Source organism: Nocardia niwae NBRC 108934 = DSM 45340 (assembly GCF_001613465.1).
Taxonomy (GTDB): Bacteria; Actinomycetota; Actinomycetes; order Mycobacteriales; family Mycobacteriaceae; genus Nocardia; species Nocardia niwae.
The window spans coordinates 281,469-297,675 of record NZ_BDCK01000017.1; the positions used below are offsets into that span (position 1 = coordinate 281,469).

Annotated in this window: 12 protein-coding genes; 7 read left to right on the forward strand and 5 right to left on the reverse strand. The window is 69.9% G+C overall.

The features are described from left to right. Positions 1-539 precede the first annotated feature (539 nt). The 4 genes from kdpF to NNI01S_RS10210 are packed head-to-tail and all read left to right on the forward strand — an operon-like array spanning position 540 to position 5,326. Complete coding sequence (kdpF, locus tag NNI01S_RS36490) at positions 540-626, forward strand: K(+)-transporting ATPase subunit F (protein WP_067479578.1); 87 nt, start codon at positions 540-542, stop codon at positions 624-626. Continuing rightward, positions 627-2,297, forward strand: a complete 1,671-nt coding sequence (gene kdpA, locus NNI01S_RS10200; protein ID WP_063019774.1) for a potassium-transporting ATPase subunit KdpA — start codon at positions 627-629, stop codon at positions 2,295-2,297. A gap of 1 nt (position 2,298) precedes the next feature. Continuing rightward, positions 2,299-4,455 carry a potassium-transporting ATPase subunit KdpB gene (kdpB, locus tag NNI01S_RS10205; RefSeq protein WP_063019775.1) on the forward strand — a complete coding sequence of 719 codons (2,157 nt, stop codon included), beginning with the start codon at positions 2,299-2,301 and terminating at the stop codon, positions 4,453-4,455. A gap of 1 nt (position 4,456) precedes the next feature. After that, entirely contained in the window at positions 4,457-5,326 is an 870-nt protein-coding gene (locus tag NNI01S_RS10210; RefSeq protein ID WP_063019776.1) for a potassium-transporting ATPase subunit C, read from the forward strand. 34 nt (positions 5,327-5,360) lie between these two features. Here NNI01S_RS10210 and NNI01S_RS10215 read toward each other — a convergent pair whose 3' ends face one another. Both NNI01S_RS10215 and NNI01S_RS10220 read right to left on the reverse strand, forming a co-directional pair. After that, positions 5,361-5,990 (reverse strand): MBL fold metallo-hydrolase, encoded by a 630-nt coding sequence (locus NNI01S_RS10215; RefSeq protein ID WP_435825028.1) that lies wholly within the window; start codon positions 5,988-5,990, stop codon positions 5,361-5,363. Further along, positions 5,984-7,069 (reverse strand): S-(hydroxymethyl)mycothiol dehydrogenase, encoded by a 1,086-nt coding sequence (locus NNI01S_RS10220; protein WP_063019888.1) that lies wholly within the window; start codon positions 7,067-7,069, stop codon positions 5,984-5,986. Before NNI01S_RS10220 ends, NNI01S_RS10215 begins: the two co-directional genes overlap by 7 nt. A gap of 224 nt (positions 7,070-7,293) precedes the next feature. Here NNI01S_RS10220 and NNI01S_RS10225 point away from each other — a divergent pair, with 224 nt between their 5' ends. Continuing rightward, positions 7,294-7,719: a DUF1707 SHOCT-like domain-containing protein gene (locus NNI01S_RS10225; protein WP_063019778.1), complete on the forward strand. Its 426-nt coding sequence runs from the start codon at positions 7,294-7,296 to the stop codon at positions 7,717-7,719. Positions 7,720-7,776: 57 nt separating this feature from the next. Here NNI01S_RS10225 and NNI01S_RS10230 read toward each other — a convergent pair whose 3' ends face one another. After that, a complete protein-coding gene (locus tag NNI01S_RS10230; protein WP_157114680.1) occupies positions 7,777-9,396 on the reverse strand; it encodes a hypothetical protein in 1,620 nt (539 codons plus the stop codon). Between the two features lie 432 nt (positions 9,397-9,828). On the opposite strand from NNI01S_RS10230, the gene smc reads away from it, so the two are divergent. Beyond that, the gene (gene smc, locus NNI01S_RS10235; RefSeq protein WP_063019780.1) at positions 9,829-13,440 is read left to right on the forward strand and encodes a chromosome segregation protein SMC; all 3,612 of its coding nucleotides are present in this window, start codon (positions 9,829-9,831) and stop codon (positions 13,438-13,440) included. 369 nt (positions 13,441-13,809) lie between these two features. On the opposite strand, the gene NNI01S_RS10240 is transcribed toward smc, so the two are convergent. Next, on the reverse strand, positions 13,810-14,727 hold the full coding sequence (locus NNI01S_RS10240; protein ID WP_063019781.1) for an NmrA family NAD(P)-binding protein: 918 nt from the start codon (positions 14,725-14,727) through the stop codon (positions 13,810-13,812). Between the two features lie 106 nt (positions 14,728-14,833). On the opposite strand from NNI01S_RS10240, the gene NNI01S_RS10245 reads away from it, so the two are divergent. Further along, positions 14,834-15,607, forward strand: coding sequence for a TetR/AcrR family transcriptional regulator (locus tag NNI01S_RS10245; RefSeq protein WP_063019782.1), 774 nt, complete (start codon positions 14,834-14,836; stop codon positions 15,605-15,607). Positions 15,608-15,732: 125 nt separating this feature from the next. On the opposite strand, the gene NNI01S_RS10250 is transcribed toward NNI01S_RS10245, so the two are convergent. Beyond that, positions 15,733-16,122, reverse strand: coding sequence for a DUF2237 family protein (locus NNI01S_RS10250; RefSeq protein WP_019048221.1), 390 nt, complete (start codon positions 16,120-16,122; stop codon positions 15,733-15,735). Positions 16,123-16,207 lie beyond the last annotated feature (85 nt).

Genomic DNA, 16,207 nt, shown 5'->3' on the forward strand with positions numbered 1-16,207 from the left:
GCGCTGTCGCGCCACCGTGCGGCCTTCCGATTCCGCGTCACCTCCGCGCATCATCGACCTCGAGCACAATCGGTAGGGGTCGCGGCGCCTGTTCGCGAGCCCCGAGCGCGCGGATGACCAGCGCGCAGCAGACGAAGGCGACGACGAAGATCACTGCCGACATCGCGGTCCTCTCTTCTTTCCGGCTGGACGGCACCGGTCGCGCTGGAATCGTCCCGCCTGGCCGACTCTCCACTTCTACCGTCGCCAGACGGCGGGACCTGGATTTTTACGGGGTGTTGACGGTCCGTCCGCGTTCCTTGACGCCATCCTTGCGGGCGTCGCGTGAGTGTCAATGAACCGCAAATGCCGAGCACCCGGGCGTCAAGAAGTCGTCAGGAAACGGCCGGACGCGCCACTGGGGCGCTTCACTCGCTGTGTCGCGCCGGAGTCCGGCGCGCGGATGGAGGTTGTGCAGTGATATCGGTCGTGGTGTTCACCGCGCTCACCGTGGCGGCGTTCGCGCTGTTCGGGGTGATCCAGCGCGGGGTGGAGAAGTTGTGACCGCGAATCTGATCGGTCTGGTTCTCGCCGTCGGCGTCGCGGTCTATCTGGTCGCGGCGCTGCTGTTTCCCGAGAGGTTCTGAGTGAGCACGACAACGGCGGGGATCGCCTTCGTGGCCTCCCTGATCCTGGCGCTCGCGCTGGTGCACGTGCCGCTGGGCGACTACATGTACCGGGTCTACGACAGCCGGAAGCACTCTCGCGTAGAACGTCTCGTCTACCGTGCGATCGGAGCGCACCCCGAAGTCGAGCAGCCCTGGCCGGTGTACGCGCGCAGCGTGCTGGCCTTCTCGGCGGTCGGCGTTCTCTTCCTGTTCTTCTTCCAGCTGATGCAAGGCAGGTTGCCGCTGCGTCTGCACGACCCGGCCACCGAGATGACGCCGGCGCTGGCCTGGAACACCGCGGTCAGTTTCGTGACGAACACCAACTGGCAGAACTACTCCGGCGAGTCGACCCAGGGCCACCTGGTGCAGATGGCGGGGCTGGCGGTGCAGAACTTCGTGTCGGCGGCCGTTGGCATGGCCGTGGCGGTGGCGCTGGTGCGAGGTTTCGCTCGCCAGCACACCGGCGATCTCGGCAACTTCTGGGTCGACCTGGTGCGCGGCACGCTGCGCATCCTGCTCCCGATCGCGTTCATCTTCGCGGTCGTTCTGGTGGCAGGCGGTGTGATCCAGAACTTCCACGCGCACGACCAAGTGGCGCAGACGCTCGACGGGACTCGGCAGATCATCCCCGGCGGCCCAGTCGCGAGCCAAGAGGTGATCAAGGAACTCGGCACCAACGGCGGTGGTTTCTACAACGCCAACTCGTCGCACCCGTTCGAGAACCCGGCCTCCTGGACCAACTGGGTGGAGATCTTCTTGCTGCTGGTGATCAGCTTCTCGCTGCCGCGCACCTTCGGCCGGATGGTGCGCAGCCGCAGGCAGGGCTACGCGATCGTCGCGGTGATGGGGACGATCGCACTGATCAGCGTCACGCTGACCAACCTGTTCCAGCTCCAGCACCACGGCACCGTGCCGACCGCGATCGGCGCGTCGATGGAAGGCGTGGAGCAGCGTTTCGGCGTGGCGAATTCGGCCACGTTCGCCGCTTCGACCACGTTGACCTCGACCGGCGCCGTCGACTCCTTCCACGACTCCTACACCAGCCTCGGCGGTCTCATGACGATGTTCGACATGCAGTTGGGTGAGGTCGCGCCCGGCGGCACCGGATCGGGTCTGTACGGCATGCTGCTCCTGGCGGTGATCACGGTGTTCGTCGCGGGCCTCATGGTCGGTCGCACTCCGGAGTACCTGGGCAAGAAGATCACGCCGCGCGAGATCAAACTCGCCGCGTCGTATTTCCTGATCAGTCCGCTGATCGTGCTGGTGGGCACGGCCGCGGCGATGGCGATGCCGGGGCAGCGCGCGAGCATGCTGAACTCCGGGCCGCACGGTCTGTCGGAGGTGCTGTACGCGTTCACCTCGGCCGCCAACAACAACGGCTCCGCCTTCGCGGGCCTGACCGGCAACACCGAGTGGTACAACACCGCACTGGGCCTGGCCATGCTCTTCGGCCGTTTCCTGCCGATCATCTTCGTGCTCGCCCTGGCCGGTTCGCTGGCGCGGCAGGGCACCACTCCCGAGTCGATCGGCACGCTGCCGACGCACCGGCCGCAGTTCGTCGGCATGGTCGTCGGTGTGACGGTGATCCTGGTCGCGCTCACCTTCCTGCCCGCGCTGGCGCTCGGGCCGCTCGCCGAAGGAATCCACTGACATGTCCAGTTCCGCACTCGATGAAAGGGTCTCGGCACAGGCCGAGCCCGAGCGGCCGCGGCGGGGCACGAGTGTCCCGAGCGGGGTTCTCGACCCCAAGATGCTGCTGACCTCGCTACCGAACGCGGTTCGCAAGCTCGACCCGCGCACCCTGTGGCGCAACCCGGTGATGCTGATCGTCGAACTCGGCGCGGTGTGGTCGACCGTTCTCGCACTGGCGGACCCGAGCTTCTTCGCCTGGGCGATCGTCGTGTGGCTGTGGCTCACGGTGATCTTCGCGAACCTGGCCGAGGCCGTCGCGGAGGGACGCGGCAAGGCGCAGGCCGACACGCTGCGCAAGGCGAAGACCGACACCGTCGCGCGGCGGCTGGTGGAGTGGTCGCCGGGCGCGCGGGTGGTCGAGGAACGCGTCGCCGCCCCGGATCTGCGCCGCGGTGATCACGTCGTGGTCGAGGCCGGGCAGGTGATCCCGGGCGACGGCGACGTCGTGGAAGGCATCGCGTCGGTCGACGAGTCGGCGATCACCGGTGAATCCGCGCCAGTGATCCGCGAGTCCGGCGGTGACCGGTCGGCGGTGACCGGCGGCACCACCGTGTTGTCGGACCGGATCGTCGTGCGGATCACCCAGGAGCCGGGCCGCAGCTTCATCGACAAGATGATCGCGCTGGTGGAGGGCGCGAGCAGGCAGAAGACCCCGAACGAGATCGCGCTGAACATCCTGCTGGCGGCGCTGACGATCATCTTCGTCTTCGCGGTCGCCACGCTGCAGCCGATGGCGATCTTCAGCAAGGCGAACAACCCGGGCGTGCCGGACACCTCGGCGCTGGACGTGCACGGCGTCACCGGCATCGTGCTGGTCTCGCTGCTGGTGTGCCTGATCCCCACCACCATCGGCGCGCTGCTGTCGGCGATCGGCATCGCGGGCATGGATCGTCTGGTGCAGCGCAATGTGCTGGCCATGTCGGGCCGGGCCGTCGAGGCCGCCGGTGACGTGAACACCCTGCTACTGGACAAGACCGGCACCATCACGCTCGGCAACCGCCAGGCGGCGGACTTCGTCCCGGTTCCCGGGGTGAGCAAGGCGGAACTGGCCGACGCCGCGCAGCTTTCCAGCCTGGCCGACGAGACGCCGGAGGGCCGGTCCATCGTGGTCTACGCCAAACAGGCCTACGGTCTGCGGGAACGGACGCCCGGCGAGTTGAGTCACGCGCGGTGGGTGGAGTTCACCGCGCAGACCCGGATGTCCGGCGTCGACGTCGAGGAGCGCCTGTTACGCAAGGGCGCGGCGAGCGCGGTCACCGAATGGGTGCGGTCGCAGGGCGGTTCGGTGCCCGCCGAGCTCGGAGCGACCGTCGACGGCATCTCCGCCGCGGGCGGCACGCCCTTGGTCGTCGGCCAGGTCGACGGCGGTGACGCCCGGGTGCTCGGCGTGATCCACCTCAAGGACGTGGTGAAGCAGGGCCTGCGGGAGCGGTTCGACGAGATGCGCAGCATGGGCATCCGCACGGTGATGATCACCGGCGACAACCCGTTGACCGCCGAGGCGATCGCGGACGAAGCGGGCGTCGACGACTTCCTCGCCGAGGCGACGCCGGAGGACAAGCTGGCGCTGATCAAGCGGGAGCAGGAGGGCGGACGGCTGGTCGCGATGACCGGCGACGGCACCAACGACGCGCCCGCGCTCGCACAGGCCGACGTGGGCGTCGCGATGAACACCGGTACGTCGGCCGCCAAAGAGGCGGGCAACATGGTCGATCTGGATTCCGATCCGACCAAATTGATCGAGATCGTGGAGATCGGCAAGCAGTTGCTGATCACTCGCGGGGCGCTGACGACGTTCTCCATCGCCAACGACATCGCCAAATACTTCGCGATCATTCCCGCGCTGTTCGTGACGCTGTTCCCCGGCCTGGACCTGCTGAACGTCATGCGACTGTCCAGCCCGCAGTCGGCGATCCTGTCCGCGGTCATCTTCAACGCCCTCGTCATCGTCGCGCTGATCCCGTTGGCCCTGCGCGGCGTGCGCTATCGGCCGTCGAACGCGTCGAAGTTGCTCAGCCGCAATCTGACCGTGTACGGACTGGGCGGCGTCGTCGCGCCGTTCCTCGGCATAAAACTCATCGACCTCGTGGTCCAGTTCCTCCCCGGGATGTCCTGATATGCGCCTCTCAACCTGGCTCCGGCAGCATCTCGCCGCCCTGCGCGCACTGCTCGCGCTGACGGCGATCACCGGAATCGTCTACCCGTCGGCCGTTTTCGCGGTGGCCCAGCTGCCCGGGCTGCACGAGAAAGCGGACGGGTCGCTGGCGGACGTCGGCGGAACCATCGTGGGGTCCAGCCTGATCGGGCAATCGTTCACCGACTCCGGCGGTGCGGCCCTGGTGCAGTACTTCCAGAGCCGTCCGTCCGCAGCGGGTGACGGCTACGACCCGATGTCCACCGCCGCGAGCAACCTGGGACCGGAGGACATCGTCGACACCCCGGCACGTGCGAGCCTGCTCACCACGGTGTGCGCCCGCAGCAAAGAGGTCGGCGACCGTGAAAGCGTCGACGGGAGCCGTCCGTTCTGCACGAAAAATGGCGTGGGCGCGGTGCTCTCGGTGCTCGGACCACGCGACCCCGATGGGGACGTCACGCATCCCACGCAGGTCGTCAGCGTGAACGAGGCGTGTCCGGCGCGGCCGTTCGTCGCGGCCTACCGCGGCGTCCGAGTGGACTGCGCCGAACCGGGACAGGACTATTCCGCCGGGCGAGTCGTCCCGATCCGGGGCGACGCGCCCGCCGATCCTGCGGTGCCCGCCGATGCCGTCACCGCGAGCGGGAGCGGACTGGATCCGAATATCTCGCCGGAGTACGCGGCCATCCAGGCGTCCCGTGTCGCCAGGGCGCGCGGGGTTTCCGAGGACCAGGTCCGCGCCCTGGTGGACGAGCACACCAGCGGCCGGACGCTGGGATTCCTCGGTGAGCCGCGGGTGGACGTCCTCCAGGTGAATCTGGAGCTGGACCGCCGGTATCCCTACCGCGGTTGACTCGCGGGTCCTGACGTATGTCCGCCCGCGGCGATCAGTGGCCGCGGGCGATCCAGTCGTCGAGGAAGGGTTTCTCCGCGCCGATAGTGGTGGAATCGCCGTGTCCGGTATGCACCTCGGTCTCCTCCGGGAGCGTCAGCAGGCGTTCGCGAATCGACTCGATGATCGTGCCGAAATCGGAGAACGAGCGACCGGTCGCGCCGGGCCCACCGGCGAACAACGTGTCACCGGTGAACACGACCTTCGCCGCGGGCAGATGCAGTGCGACCGATCCGGGGGAGTGGCCGGGTGTGTGCAGCACCTGGATCTCGGTGTCGGCGACGGCGATTCGCTCACCGTCCGCGAGCGGCCGGTACTCGGCTCGCGGATGGGTCATGCGCCACAGCGGCTCGTCCCCGGGATGCAGCAGAATCGGTGCGCTCAGCCGCTCGGCGAGTTCGGGGGCGACCGTCACGTGATCGTTGTGCCCGTGGGTGCAGACGATCGCGCGGACCGTGCGCCCGGCGACCGCCGCGACGATCGGGTCGGCGTCGTGGGCGGCGTCGATGACGACCACCTCGTCGTCGTCGCCGACCAGCCAGATGTTGTTGTCCACCGCCCAGGTGCCGCCGTCGAGACAGAATTCGCCGGAAGTGACGACGCGGTCGATGCGGACGGTCACCAGACCACCACCGAGCGCAGCACGTCACCGGTGTGCATCTTGGCGAAGGCTTGCTCCACCTGGTCGAGCCCGATGCGTTCGGTGACGAAACGGTCCAGCGGCAGCCGTCCCTGGCGGTGCAGGTCGATCAGGGTGGGGAAGTCGCGTTCCGGCAGACAGTCGCCGTACCAGGAGGATTTCAACGCACCGCCGCGGGAGAACAGGTCCAGCAGCGGCATCTCGATGGTCATCTCCGGGGTCGGCACGCCGACGAGAACCACCGTGCCGGCCAGGTCGCGGCCGTAGAACGCCTGCTTCCAGGTCTCCGGCCGGCCGACAGCGTCGATGACGACGTCGGCGCCCCACCCGTCGGTGTACTCCTGGATCTTCTCGGCCACGTCCTCGGTGGTGGCGTCGACCGTGTGGGTGGCGCCGAAATCGCCGGCCCAGCGCAGTTTCCGGGCGTCGCGGTCCACCGCGATGATGGTTTTCGCCCCGGCCAGCCGGGCCCCGGCGATCGCCGCGTCCCCGACGCCGCCGCAGCCGATCACCGCGACGCTGTCGCCGATCGAGACGTTGCCGGTGTGCAGTGCCGCGCCGATGCCCGCCATCACGCCGCAGCCGAGCAGGCCCGCCACCGCGGGGTCGGCGGCCGGATCCACCTTGGTGCACTGGCCCTCGTGTACGAGGGTCTTGTCGACGAACGCACCGATGCCCAGCGCGGGGGCCAGCTCGGTGCCGTCGGCGAGTGTCATCTTCGCGCTCGCGTTGCGGCTGTCGAAGCAGTACCAGGGACGGCCCCGTTTGCACGCCCGGCACTCGCCGCAGACCGCGCGCCAGTTGAGGATTACGTAGTCACCCTTCGCCACGTGGGTGACCGCGGCGCCGACGGTTTCCACCACCCCGGCGGCCTCGTGGCCGAGCAGGAACGGGAAGTCGTCGGTGATCCCGCCTTCGCGATAGTGCAGATCGGTGTGGCAGACGCCGCACGCCTGCACCCGTACCACCACGTCGTGCGGGCCCGGGTCCGGGATGACGATCTCCGTGATCTCCACCGGTGCGCCTTTGCTGCGGGCCACGACCCCGCGGACGGTTTCCGACACCTGTGCCTCCTGAGCGAGTTCGTCGGGACGCGGGTCCGGCCGCTCGGCGGCCCCGCCACTGAACACCTGTCCATACAGCTGTTCCCGGAGGGAACACTACCGCTGGAAAGCGTCGAGGCGGGCTTTTCGAGACGGAATCAGCTCCGGGTTGACATTCCACTTTGGAGGGTTATGATGGATTCATATTCCACTATGGAGTGTGGAACTCGTCGATAGGACCAGGCATGGACATCTCCACCGGCACCCGCGCCTCGACTGCCGAACGCGACATCGTGGTGCGCCTGCTCGGCAGGCACATGGCAGACGGGCGGCTCGACCTGCCCGAATACGACCAGCGCGTCGCCCAGGTGTACGCCACCACCGACCGCGAGGACCTGCGCGCGGTGCTGTCGGATCTGCCCGAACTCGGCAAGGACGCGGCCACCCCGGCGGCCACGCGCCCGCGCTTCCCGATCTGGCAGCGCATCGAAGGCAGCACTTGGCTCGGCGTGAGCCTGCTGGTGCTCGTCATCTGGGGTGCGATCTCACTGAGCGTCGGCGCCTTCACCTACTTCTGGCCGATCTGGGTGATCGGCCCGTGGGGCGCCGTGCTCGCGTTCCGCATGGTGGCCGGCTTCGAGAACGGCCGTTTCACCCAGCGCGTGAGCTGAGCTTGCTTTCGCGGCGCTGTCATCCGGGGTATCGGGTGGCAGCGCCGTTCGCGTTTCCTACCGGCCGCGCCGGGACGACTCGTGCGACGGGAACGAGGTTTCGTACCGTGATCCCTGATCGCCGCGATGGCGACGGCCGGGCGGCGGTTGGTCGTAGGTCCGTTCCGGGGCTCGGTCGGACAGGTCGTCGCGATGGGGGGACGCGGGCCGCTCTCGCCGACGGGCCCCGGGCTCGAAGTCCGTCGGTGCGTTCTGTCGGCGCCCCATCTGCCGATCCGTGCGCGGCCGACGGGCATCCGCGTCGCCGAACTCGTCCGGCTGTCCGCCGACATGGCGCGGGTCGTCGGCGGGATCTTGATGCCTGCGTCTCGGCAGATCGGGACGGCCCGGCGTAGGACCGGCGAGCGGATCCGCCCCGCCGGTTCGCGGGAATCGCTTGCCCTTGCGCGCGGATTCGGGATCGTCGCGGTGGCGCCGCGCGGCCGGAGCGTAGTCGTCGGACGAGGGATTCCGCCGTCCGGCGGCCAGGGAATCGTCACCGGGAACTCGCCGGGACGGCGACTGCGGATCGGCGGCTCTGCGTTGGGTGGCGCCCCGATCGCCCCGCTCAGGGGATCGTGTGGCGGGTCCGCCACGGCGGGGCCGGGCGTCCACGTTATCGGCGGACGCGCGCGAGGTCCCGCCGCTGGACTCCTCGCGGGGCGGCTTCCGGGGGGAACCGCTCCCACGGGGCGGCCGCGGGGGACGCCCTGGCCGGAGCACGGGCAGTTCGCGGGTGTCCTGTGTGGCGCTGACGCCCTTCTCCCGATACGCCGCCGGAATGTCGTGGGCGCGCAGCCATGCGCCGGGATCGTGCCGGGCACCGGCGTCCAGCCAGGGGATGGTCTCCTCGAGCAGATCGAGGAGGTCGCCGGGTCCGTCGCCGAGGGCTGCCCGGACGGCGGGAAAGGTGTCGGGCTGGAAGGTCCACTTCCATTCGGATCGTGGCGGCGCGCCACTGTGCCCCCGGCCGTGCACGACGAGGTCGCCGGAGCGGGAGATCTTGGCCCGCACCGTCCGCCTGCTCGATTCGATGACGAGTTCGCCCGTCTCGGTGCGGGTCACCTGTTCCATCTCGTCGTAGTCGTCGAGCTCGTCGGGGTCGGTGTCGTCGGCTGGGTCGACGCGGCGCATCCATTTCGTCATCGCGCCCAGCGGGAGCAGCGATTGCCCTTCGTCCGAGGTACCGGCGCGGGTGATCCGCAATGTCCGCGCAATCCCGGTGACGAAAGCACCGCGCCCCGCTTCCGGCTGGTCGTCGTCCTCCGGGGCGGCCATGGGCGCCGACCGCGCCGAGGCGGCGCTGTGCGCGGCGCGCCGGTCCGTGCCGTACGCCGGGTCGGCCGAGCGCCCGGCTCGACCGCGAAAATTCCCAGAACTGGGAGTTTCGTCCTCCGGGGGGTCGTCCCACGGCGAGTCCGCGTCATGCTCCAGCGCCCGCAGCTTGATCTCGAACCACGCCGCGGCCAGGGCGCCGACACCGAGCGCGACCGCTACCGCCACCTCCACCCGCACATCGCTGAGTAGCGCGCTCTTGCTGCGCTCACAGGCATGCAGGAACACCAGGCTGCCGAGTACCAGCCCCGTGATCCGGGCAAGGCGGAACCGCGTGCTTGTCCCTGGCGAAGGGGCCGACATCGTGGTGCGCTCCCGAACGTTCCGCTGGCGAATCAGAGGGATCGTATGTGGCCGGGGCGCGCGACGTCAGTGCCAGTTCGAGACCGTCCCGAATCGGCGGACTCGAGGGCCGCGAGCGCGTCGCCGATCGACCGAGTGCGCGAGCGGCTTCCCGCACGGCGGCGCGTCCTCCGGCCGGATTCGCAAAACCGGTGCCGCCCGGTGCGACCGCCGCTGCGGGGAGCCGGATCGGCAAACCTCGGGCACATCAAAATGCGCGCGAACCGGCGGCGAGTCGATAACCTACGGATGTCGCCGAACCGCCCCTCGGCCGCATGCGCCGTCGGGGCCGGGAAGCGCCCGGCACGCGACGGATACCATGACTGGTCGCCGGATGCGTTGTCTCGACCACGCAGAACGCCGACCGGGCAGAACACGGAAAGGTCGTCGAACTTGCACCTGAAGAGCCTGACGCTGAAGGGCTTCAAATCCTTCGCGTCCGCGACGACGCTGCGGTTGGAGCCCGGCATCACGTGTGTGGTCGGTCCGAACGGATCGGGCAAGTCGAACGTCGTCGACGCGCTCACCTGGGTGATGGGCGAGCAGGGTGCGAAGGCGCTGCGGGGCGGCAAGATGCAGGATGTGATCTTCGCGGGCACGGCGGGCCGCGCACCGCTCGGCCGCGCCGAGGTCACGCTGACCATCGACAATTCCGATGGCGCGCTGCCGATCGACTACGCCGAGGTGTCCATCACCCGGCGCATGTTCCGCGACGGCGCGGGCGAATACGAGATCAACGGCAACTCCTGCCGCTTGATGGACGTGCAGGAACTGCTCAGCGACTCCGGCATCGGCCGGGAGATGCACGTCATCGTCGGGCAGGGCCAGTTGTCGGCCATCCTCGAGTCCCGCCCGGAGGATCGGCGCGCGTTCGTCGAGGAGGCCGCCGGTGTGCTCAAGCATCGCAAACGCAAGGAGAAGGCGGTCCGCAAGCTGGAGGCCATGCAGGCCAACCTGGCCCGGCTGACCGACCTCACCACCGAATTGCGCCGCCAGCTCAAACCGCTGGGCAGGCAGGCCGAAGTGGCCCGCAGGGCACAGACCGTCCAGGCCGATCTGCGCGACGCCCGGCTGCGCCTGGCCGCCGACGACCTGGTCACCCGCCGCGCGGAGCTGGCGAGCCAGCAGAGCAAGGAGGCGTACGCGCGCGAGCAGCAGATCACCGTGCAGACCGAGCTGGACGCGGCCAACGCGGCGCTGGCGCAGCAGGAGTTCCAGCTGTCGCGGCTGACGCCGAGCGCCGAGGCCGCCGCCCAGATCTGGTTCCAGCTCTCCGCGCTGGCCGAGCGGGTCAACGCGACCATCCGCATCGCGGGCGACCGCGCGCGGCACCTGGACGCCGCCGCTCCGGTCAGCACCGGCCGCGATCCCGAACAGCTCGAGGCCGAGGCCGACCGCGTCGAGGCCGAGGAGGCCGAGCTGCGCGAGGCGGTCGAGATGGCCGCCGAGACCCTGGAAGCGGCCAGGGACCAACTGGCCGAACGCGAACACGCCGCCAAGGCCGCCGAACAGGCGCACCTGGCCGCCGTGCGGGCGATCGCCGACCGGCGCGAGGGCGTGGCCCGGTTGTCCGGCAAGGTCGATACGCTGCGGGCCAGGGCGCAGTCGGTGGACGCGGAGATCGCGCGCCTGTCGGTCGCCATCGCCGACGCTCGCCACAGAGGCGAGGCGGCGCAGGCCGAATTCGACACGGTGCAGGACGAACTCACCGAACTCGACGCGGGCGAGGCGGGGCTGGACGCCCAGCACGAGCACGCCGTGCAGGCCCTGGAACTGGCCGATCAGCGTGTCACCGAACTGCGCGAGCAGGACCGCGACGCGAGCAAACGAGTCGCGTCACTTGGTGCGCGGATCGAGGCGCTGGGGATGAACCTGGCCCGCCGCGACGGTGTCGCCTGGCTGGTGGAGCACCGCGAACAAGGATTGCTCGGACCGCTGTCGGGCCTGCTGCGCGTGCACGCGGGCTTCGAGGCGGCGGTCGCGGCGGCACTGGGCCCCCTGGCCGACGCCGTCGCCGCCGACACCGGCGAGTCCGCGCACGCCGCGATCCAAGCGCTCAAGGACGCCGACGGTGGCCGCGCCGCCGTTGTCTTCGGTATCGCCGGCGCCGAGCCGCCGAAGTCGGGCGCCTTGCCCGGCGGCGCCCGCCTGCTGGTGGACGTGGTCGAGTGCCCCGACACGGTGCGCGGCGCGATCGCGGCGCTGACCGCGGGAATCGCGGTGGCCGACGATCTGCCGTCCGCCCGCGCGCTGGTCGCGGCTCGGCCCGAGCTGCGCGTGGTCACCCGTGACGGCGACCTCGCCGGACACGGCTGGCTGCTGGGTGGTTCCGATCGCGCGCCCAGCCAGCTGGAGATCCAGGCCGACATCGATGCCGCCCGGGCCGACCTGGTCTCCGCGCAGCGGCGCGCCGAGGAACTCGAGGCGGCGCTGTCCGGCGCGCTCGAGGAGCAGTCCGACCGTAAGGACGCCGTCGACCAGGCGCTGCTCGCTCTGCACGAATCCGATCAGGCGCTGGTCGCGATCTACGAACGTCTGGGCAGGCTCGGCCAGACCGCCCGTACCGCGCACGCGGAGAGCGAACGGCTGCTCGGCCAGCGCGACGACGCGGAGGCGAGCCGGGAAGAGGCGCTGGCCGCGCTGGCCGAACTGGAGGATCGCCTGCGGCACGCGGAACTCGAGCAGTCCGAGGTGGACGCCGACGGTGCGGGCGCGGCGGGCACCGAATCCGCCGGACGCGCCCGCGAGGAGGCGGCGGCCGCGCTGGCCGAGGCACGCGCGATGGAGGTGGAGGCCAGGCTCGCCGTGCGCACCGCCGAGGAGCGCGCGGAATCCGTACGCGGCAAAGCGGACTCGCTCCGCCGTGCCGCGCGCGCCGAACGGGACAACCGGGCGCGGGCCGAACGCGCCCAGGCCGCGCGCAAGAAAGCGGCGGAGGTGGCCGCCGCGGTCGCCGAGTCCGGCGCGAAGATCGCCGCCGAGCTGGAGCGCGTCGTCGGTGAGGCGGGCGCGCGCCGCGACGAACTCGTGCGCAGGCGCTCGGAGTGCGCCGCACAGGTCGAGCAGGTGAAGGAGCGGGCGCGTGCGCTCACCGCGCAGCTGACCCAGCTCACCGACGCGGTGCACCGGGACGAAGTGGCCAAAGCCCAAGCCGCGCTGCGCATCGAGCAGCTGGAGGCGACCATCGCCGAGCAATTCGGCATCGCGTTGGACGACCTGATCGCCGAATACGGTCCGGACGTGCCGCTGCCGCCCTCGGCGCTGGAGATGCAGGAGTACGAGCAGGCCAAGGAGCGGGGCGAGCAGGTCAGCGAACCCGCTCCGATGCCATATGACCGGCAGACGCAGGAGCGTCGCGCCAAGCGCGCGGAGAAGGACCTCGCCACCCTGGGCAAGGTGAATCCGCTGGCGCTGGAGGAATTCGCGGCGCTGGAGGAACGCTACAACTTCCTGGCCACCCAGCTGGACGATGTCAAGAGCGCGCGCAAGGACCTCATGGACGTCGTCGCCGAGGTCGACGCGCGCATCCTCCAGGTGTTCACCGAGGCATACGCCGACGTGGAGCGCGAGTTCGTCGAGGTGTTCGCGAAACTGTTCCCCGGCGGCGAGGGGAGGCTGCTGCTCACCGATCCCTCGGACATGCTCACCACCGGCATCGAGGTGGAGGCCCGCCCGCCGGGCAAGAAGGTCAAGCGGCTGTCGCTGCTGTCCGGCGGGGAGAAGTCGCTGACCGCGGTCGCGTTGCTGGTGGCCATCTTCCGCGCCCGGCCCTCGCCGTTCTACGTGATGGACGAGGTCGAGGCCGCGCTGGACGACACCAACCTGCGCCGCCTGATCGGCCTGTTCGAGCAGCTGCGGGAGAAGAGCCAGCTGATCGTCATCACCCATCAGAAGCCGACGATGGAGATCGCCGACGCGCTCTACGGCGTCAGCATGCGCGGCGACGGCATCACCCAGGTGATCTCCCAGCGGCTGCGCGGGGAGAACCTGGCCCCGGTGGGCTGAGCCGCACCCACCCCTTGTATTCGTGGACGGGCTTGCGCGAGGGGCCGAAGATCTCGTCGACTCGGCGCCCGCCAGGTCACGGCGGGACCGTCTGCGCGGGCGTAGCACCGTGCCGACGGGACGCCCGGCAGCTCGACCACCCTGGTGAGCAGGTGATTCCGTGTTCAGCAGGCAGTCGGCACGGCGCGCCGGGCAGTCCGACGTGAGGGGCACAGATCGCGAGGGTTGTCGCGCGCGGGCGCGGACCCGCCGGACCGTTCACGCGAGAATGCGCCCAGGTCTGTCGTCCCCTTCACCTGAGGCGGATCCGCCGGGTTGTCTCGTGGCGAGGAGTGCGGATCCGCCGGGTTCGAGCAGCGGTGCGGTGGACTACCGAGCGGCGGAAGCTTTTTCGCTGTCCAGCAGCGCTTTGATCTGGGCCGCACCGGTTTCGGCGAGCCAGGTGTCGAATGTCCGCAGGCCGGGATGGATTTCGCGGGTTTCGTCGACGTCGGCGCGCCATCCGCCGGTGTGGCGCAGCAAACGCCAGGTATTGCCGATCTCCTCGCCGATCGCGTCCGCCTCCGCTTCGCCGACCTCGTGGTAGCGGACCGGGTGGCCGGTGGCCGCGCTGATCGCCGCGGCGGCCGCGGGCGGGGCGAGCACGTCGCCCGCGAGTTCGAGGACCCGGCCGTGGAAGCGATCCGGATCAGCGAAAACGAGAGCGGCGATATCGCCGATATCCGCGAGGGCGATGACCTTCATCGGCCCTTCGGCCGGAAACAGATGCCGGTGCACGCCGTCGAAGATGCCGTCGACCGGCGACGTGCGCAGCAGGTAGTTCTCCATGAAGCGCACGGGGCGCAGGAGCGTGTAGCGGGCGCCGCTGGCGATGACGGCGTCTTCGATGCGCTTCTTGCCCGTCACGCCCCAGGACGCGTTGTCGCCCATCGAGGCGATGCCGGTGAACACGATCTGCCGCACGCCCGCATTGCGCGCCGCTTCGACGACCGCTCGCCCGCGCGCGGCTTCCAGGTCGACATCCCAGCCCTGCGGGCGGTAGGCGGCGGGCGGGACCAGAAACAGCCCGGTGACACCGGCCAGCGCCCCGGGCAGGGTCTCCGGGGAATCGAAATCGCCGACGACGAGTTCCGCGCCCGCCGCGGCCAAGTCCTGTGCGGCGGGCGCTTGCGCGTCGCGGACCAGCGCGCGCACCGCCCTGCCGTCTGCCAGCAGCCTGCGGGCGGTGACGCCGCCCTGCTTGCCGGTGGCGCCGGTGACCAGGATGAGGTTGTGCTGAGGGGACATGCTGCGCCTTCTCTGCTCGTTAGAATCGGGTCGGACAACCCGGATTCGGACGATACGGGTGGCCCGACCCGATTGACCAGGTCGCTTGCAGGAGGGCCGTAACGAAATGACCACATCGCTCGCCCCGGATGGGCTGTCCCGAGCCGACGCCCGGCGCAATCGCGCCCTCGTGCTGGCGGCCGCGCAGCGAGCCTTCGCGGAACAGGGCGCCTCGGTATCGCTCGCCGAGGTCGCCCGGCGGGCGGGTGTCGGCGCGGGCACCGTCTACCGCCACTTCCCGACGAAAGCCGCTCTGCTGGAAGCCGTAATGCAGCAGCGCATCGACCGGTTGGCGAAGATGGCCGCCGACCGGATCGGCGCACCGGACCCCGGCGCCGCCTTCTTCGACCTGTGCACCGCCGTGATCGCCACGACGCCGGGTAACCAGGCGCTGTGCGACCTGGTCCAGTCCGACGACGGCTGGCCGCGTGCGCTGTTGCAGGGCGCGGGCGTGCGTTTCCACCGCGCGCTGGGCGCCCTGCTGGATGCCGCCCAGCGCGACGGAGCGGTCCGGGCCGACATCGAACTCGATGACGTACTGGCGATCTTCACCGGATGCGTTGCGATCCAGCAACTCCGGAAGGCGCGGGGCGATGTGGACCGCACCGCGGCGATCGTGCTGGACGCGCTGCGCGCCCGGCCGGGCGAGGCGGGAGTAACGGAACGGGGTGCCGCAATCGAAACTCGTAACGAATCAAGCGAACGTAACGAAACGGAAGGCGATCGCTGTCCGGTGTGCCACGCGGCGGTGCCGCGGGCCGGGAGGGGCCGTCGGGCCAGATATTGCTCGGCGGCATGCCGGCAGAAGGCCCATCGTCGGCGTGTCGCGGCGGCTCGCTAGCGGGGATGGCGCATGTGCGCCATCCGCTTCTCCGCTGCGCCACCAGGCCCATAGGAGACGGTCTGCGGTCCGTGTGGACCGGTGGTTCTCGCGCCGCCGCCGCGGGAGAGAGAGTTATCGGTTGCTCAGAGCAGATCGCTGACGTCGTCCGGTACGTCGACGGCGTATTTGCGCAGGATGTCCATCGAGATCACTTCCAGGGCGTTCTCGTGGGTGGCGGCCAGGACCACGGGCGCGGCGACGCCGTCCTCGTGCGCGTGCAGCCATCGCACAGCCACCACGCACCACCGGTCGCCCGGCTGCAGACCGGGAAAATTATTCTCTGGGCGCGGAGTGCTCAAATCGTTTCCGATGGAAGCCTGATGTTCCAGGAATTCTGCCGTGACGACGGTGCACACTGTGTGGCTGCCCAGATCCTCCGGCCCGGTACTGCAGCAGCCGTCCCGGTAGAAGCCGGTGAGAGGATCGGTGCCGCACTCTTCCAGCGGCCCCCCAAGCACGTTTCGATCGGTCACGTCGCCGATCCTATTGTCCCTTCGCGAGAAGTTCCGCAGGACAAGAAATCTGGAGGGCTGTGTCGGTGTCCGCCCGGGCGCGCCC